Below are 15,266 nucleotides of genomic sequence, written 5' to 3'. Positions count from 1 at the left end.
TTAGTCAATAAAGCCATAACAATCCTTATATCAGCTTGTAGAGAAAACATACCTTGTTTTCTCTACAAGCTTTTTTATATACTGAGAACGTAAAGATCTATTTTACGAAATAAAACGAGCTTGAAAGTCTAAATCTTTTCAATAAATTGAGTTCGCTTCAATATCATAACAAGCAATTTGAGACGTTCTAGAAAACCTAACTTTTCCATTTTATTAGGACATCTTAGTCAACCTGATTAACCTTTAGTACTTTATTCGTGATGTACTTTTCACATTCCACAATAATAAAGACAGCTATGCCAAGTAAAATAGGGAATAACCAATACTGTGCTCCGATAGGAGATAAACCTAATACTGAATGGAAGAAAGGAATATAGGTAATGGCTAACTGAACAACGATTAAAATTCCGGAAACAATAAAAGCCACTTTATTAGTGAAAAAGTCTTTATTGAAGGCAAAACGGCGTTCATTCCTCACATTGAACATATGGAAAAGCTGTGAAAAGACAATCGCCTGTAATGTAACGGTATTTACCTCAGCCATCGTGTAAACATCTGGATTTGCCAACATATATGAATTCATCAGCATGATTGGCAAGCCAACCAAAAGCGAGACTAAAACAATTCGGAAAATATAGTAGTTACTTAGTAAACGAGCATTGGTCCTTCGAGGTGGACGATCCATTGTTCCCACCTCTAGTTTTTCAAACGCTAATGCGAAAGAAACCGTAATTGCTGTTATCATATTTACGTATAAAATTTGTACAGGTGTCATTGGCATTTGAAGTCCTAAAAGTAGAGCTGACATCACAAGAAAGGCCTCGGCCCCATTTGTCGGTAAAATAAAAAGGATCGTTTTTTTCAAGTTATCATACACACGTCGACCTTCACGAACAGCATTGACAATCGTTCGAAAATTATCATCGACTAGCACCATTTTAGAAGCTTCTTTAGCTACCTCTGTTCCCTTTATTCCCATTGCCACTCCTATATCAGCACGTTTTAGTGCTGGGGCATCATTGACACCATCACCTGTCATCGCAATAACTTGCTCATTTGCTTGTAAGGCTTTAACTAATTTGAGCTTGTTCTCTGGGCTGGTTCGGGCAAAAACATCAACCTCACTAACAACGTCTTGTAATTCCTGCTGATCCATCTTATCTAACTCTCTGCCCTCAATCACCTCATCATGATCAGTAATTTTCATTTCCTTAGCTATCGCAACAGCTGTTTCTTTATGGTCGCCGGTAATCATTTTGACACGAATACCAGCTCGTTTACATTCGCGAACTGCATCAATTGCCTCTTCCCTTGGCGGATCCATAATACCAGCCATTCCTAACATAGTTAAGCCTTGTTCAACATCAGCATGATCAATCTCTTCGACAGATGAATCAACTTCTTTATAAGCTGACGCGATCACCCGCTCTCCTTGTTTAGAACGATCAATCACTTTTTTCTCCCAATAATCTCGTTCAGCAGAACCTTCTTCGAGACCCGCCATTTCAAAAAGACGATCAGGAGCCCCTTTTACATAAATGATTTTCTTATGGTTTTCTTCAACTAAACCTGCCATATATTTATATGAGGAATCAAAGGGGATCTTTGAGATAATCGGTAAACGAGCAATTTTGTGATTTGATTTTTCGGCTAACGTTACCAGACAGCCTTCTGTGGGCTCACCGCTAATTCCCCATTCTCCTGAGTCATTTTTTCTTAATTCAGTATCATTGATCGATAAAACACTTGTTAAAAACTGTTTTAATACTGGGGCTTTTTCGACATCGACCTCCTCATCTTGTTCAAGGATTTGACCGTCTGGCTGATAACCTGTTCCGGTTACTTTTAATTCTCTGTCACTAAGGACAATAGCTTGAACTGTCATTTCATTCCTTGTTAATGTCCCTGTTTTATCTGAACAGATTACATTAACCGCACCCAAAGTTTCTACTGAAGGTAATGTTCTCATAATGGCATTTCTACCTGCCAGTTCCTGAACACCAATGGCTAAAATGATCGATAAAATTGCAGGTAAACCCTCTGGAATGGCTGCTACAGTTAAACTAATCGTTGAAAGTAATAACTCACCCAACTCATAATCATGAAAAATAAAGCCAAAAATAAAAAGCAGAATGGCAAGACCAACAATAGCTATTGAAACCATTTTTCCAAATTGTGCGGTCTGCTTAAGCAGTGGCGTTTGAACGGTTTCTATTTCTGACATTGATGTGTTTATTTTTCCGATTTCTGTATGCTCTCCTGTTCTAATAACAATCCCACGACCCGTACCAGAGGTAATGGATGTACCGGAAAAAGCCATGTTTGTTTGATCACCTAAGACCGTGTCTTCTGGTAAAGTGTCTGTACTTTTTTCAACCGAAGTAGACTCTCCTGTAAGTGGTGATTCCTCTACATTCAAATTATTTGTTTTAATCAATCTTAAATCGGCTGGGATTTTGTCACCTGCTTTAAGCAGAATTAAATCTCCTGGGACAATATCCTCTGAAGCAATTTCTTTTCGTTCATTATCCCGAATAACGACAGCCTCTAAAGAAAGCATATCTCGAATACTTTCCAATGCCTTCTCAGCTCTATTCTCTTGAATATAACCAATTAGGGCATTGATAATAACAACGATCATGATAACAATTGTATCAACAAAATGACCTAATATAATCGTGATTAAAGCGGCAACCATTAAAATGTAAATGAGCACATCATGAAAATGACGAATAAACTTTTTCCATTCAGGTGTTTTTTCCGCTTCAGGTAACTCATTTTTTCCCCATTTATCTTGTAAAGTTTTAATATCAGATTGGGACAAACCTTCTGTTTCGTTTGTCTTTAGTTTTTCAATGACTTGATCAACTTCTTGATTAAACCATTTTTCATCTGACATATAACAAACTCTCCTCTCACTTCCTTATTTATATTTCTTTACCTTTTTCATTCGCTCATAAAACCTATAATGTTCTGTTTTGTTTACATACATTAATCTAAATTTGAGAACGTTATAATCATACTTATATATTGTTCTTTAGCGTTTTATCCTATACACTTGTCTTAGGCTCATAAGTTCAAAATGATTTTGGCAACTTTGAACTTAGCTATTTTAAGGAGGAAAGGTTATATGTCTAGCGAATTAGCATCCGACCATATTAAGAAAGTTTATCAAAGTGTTAAAAAAAGAAATCCGAACGAAGACGAGTTTCACCAAGCCGTAGAAGAATTTTTCAATTCAATTGAACCCGTATTTGAACAAAACCCTTCTTATATCGAGCAAGGTATTCTTGAAAGATTAGTTGAACCCGATCGACTTATTACATTTAGTGTTCCATGGGTTGATGATAATGGGAAGGTTCAAGTCAACCGAGGGTTCCGTGTCCAATTTAATAGTACGATTGGTCCTTACAAAGGCGGGCTTCGTTTCCATCCATCTGTTAATAGCAGTATTATTAAGTTTTTAGGATTTGAACAAATTTTTAAAAATGCATTAACGGGACAACCGATTGGCGGGGGTAAAGGTGGGTCTGATTTTGATCCAAAAGGGAAATCTGACCTTGAAATTATGCGTTTCTGCCAGAGCTTTATGAGTGAACTATCCAAATATATTGGACCGGATATAGATGTTCCTGCCGGCGATATTGGCGTTGGAGCTAGAGAAATTGGTTATCTCTTTGGTCAATACCGTAAAATGCGTGGTAGCTTTCACGCTGGCGTGTTAACGGGTAAGAGTCCTGACTTTGGTGGAAGCTTAGCTCGCAAAGAAGCAACCGGGTATGGAACGGTCTACTTTGTTAATGAAATGTTGAAGGATCGTAATCTGGATTTAACAGGGAAAAAGGTGATTGTTTCAGGTTCTGGTAATGTTTCGATCTATGCCATGGAGAAAGCCATTGAATATGGTGCCATTATCATTGCTTGTAGTGATTCCAGTGGCTATATATATGATCCAAATGGGCTTGATCTAAATACAATTAAAGAGATAAAAGAAGTTAAACGAGGACGAATTCATGCATATTTAGAGAAATACCCTAATGCTAAATTCGAAGCTGAATCAACAGCAATTTGGTCTTTATCTTGTGATATTGCCCTTCCTTGTGCAACACAAAATGAGTTAGATGAATCAGCAGCTAAACAATTAGTTAAGAATGGTGTAGTGGCTATAGCTGAAGGTGCAAATATGCCATCAACGCTTGATGCTATTAAAGTTTTCCATGATAACAATGTGCTCTTTGGACCAGCAAAAGCGGCTAATGCTGGTGGGGTCGCTGTATCGGCACTTGAAATGGCACAAAACAGCTCTCGTTTATCATGGAGTTTTGAAGAAGTGGATCAAAAATTACAAGATATTATGGCGGATATTTATAATAGATGCATCGAGGCTGCTGAACAATACAATAGCCCTGGCAACCTCGTTGTAGGAGCAAATATAGCTGGTCTTTTAAGAGTAGCCGAAGGAATGATCACACAAGGAGTTATTTAATCCTCTGTCTGAAATGAATCCATTAGTTTACATTAAAAACGATCAAACCACTAAAATACAATCATTTTACTGTATTTTAATTTGATCGTTTTTATTTTTTATTAAATCATATTAAGTTAATCGGAATTATATGTTATAATACATTTATCATTAAATAAACGGAGTGATCATCATGAAAGATATCCCTATTATTGATGTTCGAAGTTGTCTTTTAATTATTGCTATTATTATTGGTTTTATTATTATTTGAACCTCTCACGACTGAAGCTGCGAGTATTCTCGGCTATTTGATAAAGTGCATGTTCAAAAAGAACATAAAAGAATAGTATGGCTTGATTAAGTAATCCTTTGAGCAACTGAACTGATAACAAAAATATACTACTTTTTCAATAAGCGGACTTCTTGAACCGCCTCTTAAAATAAAAGAGATGGCATCAATTTGTTGATACCATCTCCATCTATTAATCAGCTTTAATTTGATAACACTGGAATCCATATTCAGATAATTCAACTTGTCCATTGCCATCTAGCTCATATGCCTGATCAATAAATAACGGCTGATATGTTTTATCTGTTAACTCTGGCACGAAAATCTTTTGTTGCTTATCTTTATTATTGATCACAAAAACTAGCTGCTCATTTGAAACTTGCTTTTGATAAACGATACTGTTCTTATCTTCATCAATTTGTAAGATATCAAAGCTTCCTCGTCCCCCAAAGGCTGGAACTTCTTTGCGTAACTGAATCAATTGTTGAACAAAATTAAACAGCTCTAGATCTTGTTTGTCAGGATCCCATTCCATACAGGCACGGCTTTCAGGTTCCTCTCCACCTGCCATTCCAATCTCATCACCGTAATATAAACATGGTGAACCGATAAAAGATAACTGAAACAAATACATTAATCGGACACTTGCTTTATTATCATTAGCTAAAGTAAGAATTCGTTCAGTATCATGGCTATCCAGTAAATTAAACATAGATTCATGAACATTAGCTGGATACATGTGTAGCAAATCAACCAATTGATCGTGAAATTGTTTCACTTGAATGGTTTTGGCACCAAAGAAATCGATTACACTGTTTGTAAATGGGTAATTCATCACAGCATCAAATTGGTCACCCTGTAACCATTTCATTGAATCATGCCAAATCTCACCTAAAATATAAGCTTCAGGTTTCACTTGTTTGACTTGATCACGGAAAGCACGCCAAAATGCATGATCTACTTCATTAGCAACATCAAGTCGCCAACCATCGATATCAAACTCTTCAATCCAGTAACGAGCAACTTTCAATAAATATTCCTTCACTTCTGGATTGGCAGTATTCAATTTCGGCATTTGTGCGCCAAAAGCAAAGGCATCATAGTTAGGTAATGGATCCGTCTTAACCGGAAAATCCCAAATATGAAACCAATCCTTATATTCAGAATCCTCACCTTTTTCTAAAACATCTTGGAATGGAGCAAAGTGATAACCACTATGATTGAACACAGCATCAAGCATGACTCTAATTCCTTTTTCATGACAAGCTTGAACAAGTTTTCTGAACGTTTCCTTATCACCGAATTGCGGATCAATTTCAAAATAATCAGTCGTGTCATATTTATGGTTGGTCTCAGCTTTAAAAATAGGAGTGAAGTAAATCCCTGTCACACCTAAGTTTGTTAGATAATCTAAGTGATCGATTACACCTTGGAAGTCCCCGCCGAAGTAGTTTTTAGGTGTGGGCTCATACTCTCCCCAAGGCAATGTGTGCTCGGGATTTATTGTGGGATCTCCATTAGCAAAACGCTCTGGAAAAATTTGATACCAAACCGTGTCCTTAACCCAATCAGGTGCAGTAAAAGTATCTGCCTCATGAAGATATGGAAAACAGAAGTAACTTCCAATAAGCTGTGGTTGCTCTATATGATGTCCGTGTTCAGTAAAATAACTGACTTCACCATCTACAGCTTCACAACGAAAACCATAGCGTAATCGTCGATATGGCGGCTCAATATCGATTTTCCAATAATCTAACGAAGATGTTTCCCCAGACTTTGTCATTACTTCCTGTTTAAAATTCCATTGTTTTCCGGTAAAATCATATGGATCACCGTAAATAAGATGAACACTTTTTAAATCTGCATGTTTGGACTGCAACATAATATGAAGTGTCCTGCTATCATAACTATAGGCATATTGATTAACCGGTTTGTGATAGATTGCTTCTCTAATCAAAAATATTCCCCCCGTTGTTTTATAGCGCAAACGTTTGCAATAAAGTCAAAATGTATCCTTTTGTTAATTTTAATTTCGCAAAAAAATACCTAAATTTAATATAAACGTTTTGTTAAAAATGGTCAATCGAATCGCTTAAAATAATAAATATTCATTATTATGTTTCAAAATGATTGAATATCATATATAATACTTTATAGATATAGTTTAGCTAAAGTCAACCGTTTGCATAGATGAACCCTCTTAATTCAAATGGTTAGTTAAGCTTAGCAAAAATTGGCATCGTTTTCAGCATCATGATTTACACAAAGATGCGTTATATTACTAAAAAAGGATGAACGTATTATGGCTGTTACTATTAAAGATGTTGCTAAAAAAGCAAATGTAGCTCCATCAACTGTGTCACGAGTTATTTCTGATAGTCCTCGAATTAGTGTAAGTACAAAAAAACGAGTTAGAAAAGCGATGATAGAATTAGGTTATCATCCAAATGTGAATGCACGAAATTTAGCCGTTCGTTCTTCACAAGCGATCGGTGTCATAATGCCTTCGTCTGCAGAAACAGCATTACAAAATCCCTTTTTCCCTGAGGTTTTGCGTGGAATTGGGAGCATGGCACATGAAACAGAATATTCATTATATGTTTCTACTGGCGGTGATGACGTTCAATCATTTGAAGAGGTTAAACGAATGGTTTACGGAAATCGCGTCGATGGAATTATCATGCTTTATTCAAGAAAAAACGATCCAATCATGAATTTTTTAATAAAAGAAAAATTCCCCTTTGTTGTGGTCGGTAAACCTTATGAAAATGAGAGTCAGATTACTTATGTTGATAATGACAATGTCCAAGCAAGTAAAGAACTCACTGGACACTTAATTGAATTCGGACATCAAAATATTGCTTTTCTCGGTGGAACGACTGACCTCGTTGTAACGATGGATCGATTGGAAGGATACAAGCATGCTCTAGAAGCCGCGAATATTCCAATAAAGGATGACTTTATTATTCATGATGAATTTTTACGTTCAAGTGGTCGAAAGGCTGTTGAACAACTCTTTTCGCTTAGCAAACCACCTACCGCCATGGTGATTACCGATGATTTGATGGGCCTTGGTGTTATTAATATGCTTGAGGAGTTTGGCTTAGATTGTCCAGAGGATATTTCAATTACAAGCTTTAATAATCTTTACTTAGCAGAGATTACGAGACCCCCATTAACAACAGTTGATATCCAAATTTACAAACTTGGCATTCAAAGTGCTAAGTGCTTAATCGAACTTTTAAAAACAAAGGATGAGCCTGCTAAACGAGTTATCGTTCCTTATGCTATTAAATATCGAAGCTCAACCCGAAAATTATAATGAGCTAGACAAAAGCACTTCGATTGGTCGAAGTGCTTTTGCCTATTGTTGGTATATTTCTTGAATCTCCGCTGGAGGAAAAGTTCTGTAATAACAAAGGCACACACAAAGCGCCGGTCCAGCAACATACGAACTGTGCCTATGTATCATGGGTGGATCGATGTTGCCACGCAAAGTGGCGGTTTTAATCGATCATTCCTAGCGCAGGAGAAAAAGGAACATGTTTCTACAATGCATCAGGGGTATGACGACGTTAGACGGCAAGTCTGATTTTAGTCGACCCTGATTATCTTACCAGCCGATGTTAACTTTCACCGCGGGCATAAGTGCGGCTATGGTTCTGACTACGCCTTCGGCTTGTCAGTCAACAAGTCTTCTTTATCGTATCGTGAGCTGAGGGAAGCCTGAGCTAGTTGCTGGGCACTCGAAGCTGGATGTGACCTATCTTCCAACAAATAGTTAACTACAAGTACAACTTTTATAATTTCCTAGTATAAAAAAATAGAGCTAGAAAACCATACGCTTTCTAGCTCTATTTTGTAAATAACGACTTCTTAATTAAGATATTTTATTCATATATATAAGCGACAACATCTAGAGCCTGCTCAATTGTTTCAACCGTTACATTTGCTTTATTAGAAAGCTCCTTCAACGGATGAATTAATGATTCAGGACGAACAATGATGGTTGGTTTATTAAGTGTAATTGCTGTTGAAATATCCATTGCTGTATTCCACTGTTTATACTTCTCACCAAATAAGCCAATCACAAGATCTGCTTTCTTCATCAATACCTCTGTTCTAAAATTATTCACCGCTGAAGCTGCATCATCGCGATAAAAAGCACTTGGCTGCTTACCTAAAATAGCTTCTCCTATTGCATCCGAACGATCATGATCCGTTTGAGGCCCTACAAAGGTCAGCGGTAAATTTCGTTCTTCTGCTTGCTTTGCTAACTCTTCTCGCCAATCATCGTGTATTTGTCCAGCTAAATAAACAGTTAAATTCATAGTACCCTCCTTAATGATGATTCAATTGAAAAATTTTAACCTAATCACTGTCATTTTCAATTCTTTATCTTATGATAACAGTTCAAAAGCTATTATCAGCTTTTTTGATTCTTACATCTATTTAAACATCCCTTTCATATACTCTTCCCAATAATCAAGTCATTAAAACTAAATAACCCTTTCACTAAGAATTCTGTCATTGTATTTCAAATGAACTTTACAGTGTTCACGTTGATTTAACACCAACGTCTCTTTTCCTAAAAGTCTAAAGTTTTATTGATAATAATACAAAAAAACTATCACTTTCATTTAAAGTATCCGCTGTCAGATTTCTCATATCCCACGGAAATAACCAAATCAGCATATCCGTGTGTACTTTAAAATAAGCCAATGTGAGTTTTCTCAAAACGGAGAGACCGCTATTGCTTACCAGCCATATCAGAATTATTTTCTGAAAAATTATCAAGTAACGTACGTACTTCATCTGTTGACACTGTACTCATCAATTGATTTCTTAACTCACTCGCTCCTCGAAAACCTCGAACATATATCTTAAAAAAACGCCGAAGAGGTTTGAACAAACGGGGTTCCAACTCTGAATATTGATCAAAGAGATCTAGATGTAACCTCAAAAGATCAAGCAATTCCATACTACTACGATCTTTTGGCTGCTCTTCAAAAGCAAATGGATTTTTAAATATACCACGTCCAATCATAATCCCATCAATCTCATATTGGTCAGCGAGTTTCAAGCCTGTTTCCCGGTCAGGAATATCCCCATTGATCGTCAAAAGCGTATTAGGCGCTACCTGGTCACGAAGCTTCTTAATATCTGGGATTAGTTCCCAATGTGCCTCTACATTACTCATTTCCTTTTTTGTTCGTAGATGAATAGAAAGATTAGCTATATCTTGTTGCAACAAGTGTGTTAGCCAATCACGCCATTCATCTACATCAGTGTAACCAAGTCTTGTTTTTACACTTACAGGCAATCCACCTGCTTTCGCTGCTTGGATTAGCTCTGCCGCAGCTTCTGGTCGACGAATAAGACCACAGCCCTTTCCATTCCCGGCCACATTAGCTACGGGACAGCCCATATTAATATCTATTCCCCTAAATCCTTGTTCTGCCATACCGATACTCATTTGTCGAAAATATTCGGGCTTATCTCCCCATATATGTGCAACAATGGGTTGCTCATCCTCGGTAAAAGTCAAACGTCCACGCACACTTTGATTCCCTTCTGGGTGACAATAACTCTCTGAGTTTGTAAACTCTGTAAAAAATACATCTGGTCTGCCCGCTTCACTTACGACATGACGAAAAACAATATCCGTCACATCTTCCATTGGTGCTAGTACAAAAAATGGTCGTGGTAAATCACGCCAAAAATTATCTGTCATATTCAAAATTCAATCCTCTCATGATGGGATAACTAATTCCCCAAAATAAAAAGCAGAATCTGCTCTACTTCCTTTACACTTATACCATGATTAAGTACTATAGATCAAGCTGATTGAATCAAGGGGAATTCAGAGTTAAATTAATAATGCTTTATTTTCATAAATACTTTTTTGTTAGGGTTCTACTAATTTTCAAAAGTGGGATATTTCAATTTTAATAATAAAGTCTTGCGAGATAGGGTTATTGAAAGTGACTGGGATTAAACCCAGCTTAATAACATAGGGAGCTGTTACACAATGAAAAATGAGTTGTGTAGCAGCTTTTTATGTGACTGGAAAAGCTGAACTACTCGAAAATTATTGTCATTCTGACTGCAACACTTGAATCTATTCGAATAAGTTCTAAGCAAATGAATGGGAGACGAGATAAACACGGAAGGACATTTCAAAGTTGCAAGCTATTTAAAATGTCTCTTCTCTTGCTTACTATTGTATGACTAAAGTAGACACTTCGCGAAAATATCTCTTCTTCCATGATTCTGAGCGCAGCATCGCTAGCTATGAAGATAAACTCAATAATTCTAAGCAATGTATAGCTCGCTTTCATCCTTTAAAGGATCCTCTAATAAATGACCTGATTTGATGAGATCGATCATAAATCTTATCTTCTACACATTACACAAAGATAACAGAACGGGAAAGCAAGAAATTATAATCCATTGAACTACTCCCACTTAATTTCTAATGAAATTTGAACGGGGAGATTCCTAAGAACACCAACCTAATGGTTGATTATTGATTAGGCGATCCCTGTCGCACCGACAGTTAGAAGTCTGATGGCTTCAGCTTCAATATTTTTACTTGCGTTAAGATCTCGATCGTGTGCTATATGGCATGATGGGCATTGCCACTCGCGTAAAGCGAGATTCTTAACGTCTTTATGTCGATAGCCGCAACACGAACAAAGTTGACTAGAAGGGAAGTTTTTGGCGATGGCTACGACTTCCTTTCCGTACCACTTAGCTTTGTATTCAAGCATCGTACGGAATTCCGACCAGCTGACTTCACTAATGGCTTTTGATAATCGTTTGTTTTTGAGCATGTTAGCTACTTGTAAGTCCTCAATACCAATGATGTCGTGGTTTTTGACAATTTCGGTACTGACCTTATGCAAGCAATCCGTTCTGACGTTTTTAATCTTTTCGTGAATACGAGCGACCTTGATCCGTTGTTTTTGATAATTTTTCGCTTCATAAAGAGGTTTTCTATCCTGCTTGGCTTGTTCATATCGTCTGGACAGTTTGCGTTGTTCTTTTTCTAATTTGTTTTCTAGCATGCGTAAACATCTGGGGTTCTTGTACGTTGTCCCATCTGAAAGCGTGGCAAACGCTTTGATACCTACATCGACACCTGTTGATTGTTTCGTTTGAGGGAGTGATTTTACCTCTGTCTCAACAAGGATAGAGATGAAGTATTTGCCACTAGGCTGTCGTCTAATCGTGGCATTTAGAATGCGTCCATCGACCTCCCGACTTTTAGCGAACTTAACTCGTCCTAATTTGGGCAACTTGATTGTATGGCCAACCAGGGCAATGTTTCCGTTTGTATGTTTCGTGGTGTACGATTGGGTCGGATTCCTTTTGGACTTAAACCGTGGGGCATTCGTTTGTTTGTTAAAGAAGCGCGCAAAGGATTCAGATAGATGTTTGATACTTGATTGAACGGCAATACTATCGACTTCTTTTAGCCAATCATATTCTTTTTTCAAGTGTGGCAACTGTTTTGAACACACACGATAACTTAAGCCTTTGCCTGTTTCTTCGTAGGCTTTATTCCATTTCGCTAAAAAGTGATTGAAAACAAACCGTGAACAACCCAATGTTTTGTTGATGAGTGTTTGTTGTGTCGGATTAGGATAGAGACGGAATTTATAAGCTTTATTGACTAACATGAACACACCTCATTTAAGCGAATGTATGTTCTAATTATATCATAAGAGATCTATTTTGGCTATCGCCAACCGACATTCATCTCCCACTTACTCACTGAGCGATGCCCTTCAGGTTCCTTGAAGTGGGAGTCTTCTGTCGGAAATCTGATAAAAAAACCCCTCGCAAATTAGTATGTTTGGTTGCTTTGCAGCTTCCGTTCTACTATATTTTTCCGAGGGTTTCTTCAGCAGTACTGCTAAAGTTAATGAGTTTTTCCATTCAGTAACGATTCTCTTGTTCAGCACTTGTACTCGTTGATATTATTAGAAATTAAGACTACTTAAGGCTTGAGTTGCACTATTTCTTAACGCACCTAATTACTTTGCGGTTAAGATGAAACTATTTAATGACTGCTCATTTCCATTCGACACATTCATCATTTCATAATAGCTGGTGACTAGAGTTTGTATCATCGTAGGGGCTTTAGCAAACTCTTCACGAATACTATTGGCGTAGCTCTTCTCCCATTGTCCATCTTGTAAATAGGTGGCATTAACCATCGCTTGTTCTATATTTTGAAAACCTGCCTTTTCAAGCAATGCTCGAATCTGTTCTTTATGAAACAAGTTTTGTATATTACCATCATTTTTCACAAAACTCGAATATAACGCTAGAATGGAAGCAGCACAAAAATGAGCACGCTGCGATATGTGAGCGAAGTCAAGATCCCATTCTGCAAAAGCTATCGATTTTGTCATGTGACGTAATCTCTTAAAATAACGGAGTAAATCTTCCGGTCTTTTGAAATACCAAGAACTATGAGAAAACACGACTAAATCAAATAATTCATTTGATTCAAAGGATTCAAAATCCATGTCAAAATGGAAGATGATACGCTCACCTAAGGCAGAATGCTTAATTCTATCTGTTGCTTGCCCCAATGTCAGTGGCGCTCCATAATCCCGACTGGCAATATCAATGCCGATAACTTTTCCAGCCTCTCCTACTGCATCTGCTAATGCTACGGTTGTATCACCTTGTCCACAACCAATTTCTAGTACCCGCATTCCCTTTTTAACATCAAATTTTTCCACCAAATCTAAACGGTGTTGAAGTTGAACTTGCTGTATTTCATCCGTTTTAAACAACTTATATTTAGCCAAAAATGCTATTGCTTTGCTATTTAAATCAACCATTGTCTCCCCCTCCAATGACTAACTTCCTTTGAATGGTTGCATTGACTTGTTTGCGTTCATCTTAAATTTGCAAGACTTGTCATATTATTTAAAGTACCATACTTAGTATTCTTTCAATCCGTTTAGGGTTTTCGTCTATTGCTAACTTTTCACACAAACGCTTATGGACATTCAAAAACTCCGGTATGATGCTCTTTATTACTTTAAAAATGTCATCAGGTGCTCGACTACTATGCCATTCTTCAAGATGATTAAGTTGCCATTCAAGTAATTTACTTCTGCTACCTTCTAATTTAGCCCAATCTCCAAATGTATTGGGTTGGAAGCCTGCATCCATATACCAACCAGTGACCATCGATAACCGCAAATTATCAAGGCAATGCAAAGCATAGTATATTTCCTTCCTCATTATCCTTCGATAAGCTTCATGTACATACGCCAAAAACTTTGTTCTCCAAATTTCAACTTCTTGTACATCTGGTGAATAGGATAGCTTCGCTGATTTTTCTAAAATATTTTTCATTAAATAATTTGTATCACGAACGATTTTAATATTTTGCAACCAAACGGAAGGTTGAATATCATTAACTTTATAATAAAATATATCAACTTTAATAAACGTATCGTAATGAGCAATACTATACGGTGCCCAAGGAAAGTCTTCGAAAAACAATACGTCTCCCCAATTTTTAGCTCTCTCTTTTTTATTTAGTCTGTACTCTTCAAATACCTCATCTTTAACAACGATGCGAAGATCAATATCCGAATATAAATCAGTGTTCTTATTTCCTATTGAACCGCCATAAAACACACTTAAAATGTTTTCATCATTTAATAAATCTTGCTCAATGGCACTCAATAGATTTTCACGATACTTTGGTATGGCTAAATCTCTATCCTTATGCTTAACTTCTAATCCCACACATAGCTTTCTCCACTCCTTTTGTTTTATAAATGATAACGTTCTAAATATTGGGTCTAATTATACCACATCACAATATTATAGTTCATCTCTTCTTGAACTAATTTGGTCCATCAGTTTAGGCATGACATTTCCGATAACAAAGTTCAAAGTTGTCTGAAACAAAAATGACTCAGCAGCTAAAAAACGAGGCTATTGCACAATTAAAAAAAAATGATGCGTGTAACAATCATTTTATGTTGTGAAAAAGTTTTCTTCCCCTATAAGAGTAATAATGATTATTATTCTAACTGGGTATTTAAGTATAGGCTAATGATATGAAACGATTAACTGTAACAATGTTGTCAGGTTAGTACGATCGCTTCGGAAATAAACTTCGCTTTCCGTGGGCTTGTCCTTAGCCTCCTCGAAAAAGAAGTACACTTTTTCTGCGGGGTCTTCACACTAAGCTTTCCCACAGGACAAGGAAAGCTACGTCAGCGAGACATCGCACGAAGAAAATGGCCTTTTATTTTCGAGGAGTCTACGTCTATTTCCTACGCTCTGGTTACATAAGGTTCAATTTCTGAATGGCCTACTCGTTTTTTGTCTCAATTTTTTTATTATCTACTTTCTCATGCAAAATGGAGCGTGTTCAGTCATTCAAAAAACAAGGGATCACACCCTTTCTAGTGAATGTTCATCTCAGCTGTTGCTGATATCTACTTAGAGTAATAACCCCTATTAATT

General features: G+C 36.9%; 9 protein-coding genes. 2 read left to right on the top strand and 7 right to left on the bottom strand.

Translation table 11 applies throughout. From position 1 onward, the window contains the following. Positions 1–223: 223 nt before the first annotated feature. A complete protein-coding gene (locus tag ACS127_RS07200) occupies positions 224–2,899 on the bottom strand; it encodes a cation-transporting P-type ATPase (protein WP_440897744.1) in 2,676 nt (891 codons plus the stop codon). 231 nt (positions 2,900–3,130) lie between these two features. Here ACS127_RS07200 and gdhA point away from each other — a divergent pair, with 231 nt between their 5' ends. Beyond that, entirely contained in the window at positions 3,131–4,486 is a 1,356-nt protein-coding gene (gene gdhA, locus ACS127_RS07195; protein ID WP_440897743.1) for an NADP-specific glutamate dehydrogenase, read from the top strand. A 461-nt stretch (positions 4,487–4,947) separates the two neighbouring features. Here the strand turns inward: gdhA and ACS127_RS07190 are convergent, their stop codons facing one another. Next, positions 4,948–6,711 carry a glycoside hydrolase family 13 protein gene (locus tag ACS127_RS07190; RefSeq protein WP_440897742.1) on the bottom strand — a complete coding sequence of 588 codons (1,764 nt, stop codon included), beginning with the start codon at positions 6,709–6,711 and terminating at the stop codon, positions 4,948–4,950. Between the two features lie 345 nt (positions 6,712–7,056). Here ACS127_RS07190 and ACS127_RS07185 point away from each other — a divergent pair, with 345 nt between their 5' ends. Beyond that, positions 7,057–8,076, top strand: a complete 1,020-nt coding sequence (locus ACS127_RS07185) for a LacI family DNA-binding transcriptional regulator (protein WP_440897741.1) — start codon at positions 7,057–7,059, stop codon at positions 8,074–8,076. A 568-nt stretch (positions 8,077–8,644) separates the two neighbouring features. On the opposite strand, the gene ACS127_RS07180 is transcribed toward ACS127_RS07185, so the two are convergent. The 5 genes from ACS127_RS07180 to ACS127_RS07160 form a co-directional block, all read right to left on the bottom strand. Continuing rightward, a complete protein-coding gene (locus tag ACS127_RS07180; protein ID WP_440897740.1) occupies positions 8,645–9,085 on the bottom strand; it encodes a YtoQ family protein in 441 nt (146 codons plus the stop codon). 419 nt (positions 9,086–9,504) lie between these two features. Continuing rightward, positions 9,505–10,488 carry a tRNA dihydrouridine synthase gene (locus tag ACS127_RS07175; protein ID WP_440897739.1) on the bottom strand — a complete coding sequence of 328 codons (984 nt, stop codon included), beginning with the start codon at positions 10,486–10,488 and terminating at the stop codon, positions 9,505–9,507. Positions 10,489–11,287: 799 nt separating this feature from the next. Then, the gene (gene tnpB, locus ACS127_RS07170) at positions 11,288–12,439 is read right to left on the bottom strand and encodes an IS200/IS605 family element RNA-guided endonuclease TnpB (protein ID WP_440897738.1); all 1,152 of its coding nucleotides are present in this window, start codon (positions 12,437–12,439) and stop codon (positions 11,288–11,290) included. Between the two features lie 357 nt (positions 12,440–12,796). Continuing rightward, on the bottom strand, positions 12,797–13,615 hold the full coding sequence (locus ACS127_RS07165; RefSeq protein ID WP_440897737.1) for an SAM-dependent methyltransferase: 819 nt from the start codon (positions 13,613–13,615) through the stop codon (positions 12,797–12,799). 88 nt (positions 13,616–13,703) lie between these two features. Further along, positions 13,704–14,537, bottom strand: coding sequence for an aminoglycoside 6-adenylyltransferase (locus ACS127_RS07160; protein ID WP_440897736.1), 834 nt, complete (start codon positions 14,535–14,537; stop codon positions 13,704–13,706). Positions 14,538–15,266: the final 729 nt, after the last annotated feature.

Source organism: Amphibacillus sp. Q70 (genome assembly GCF_052055485.1).
GTDB lineage: Bacteria > Bacillota > Bacilli > Bacillales > Amphibacillaceae > Amphibacillus.
The sequence above is the reverse complement of the archived record's forward strand: the minus strand, read 5'-3'. Positions and strand labels throughout refer to the sequence as shown.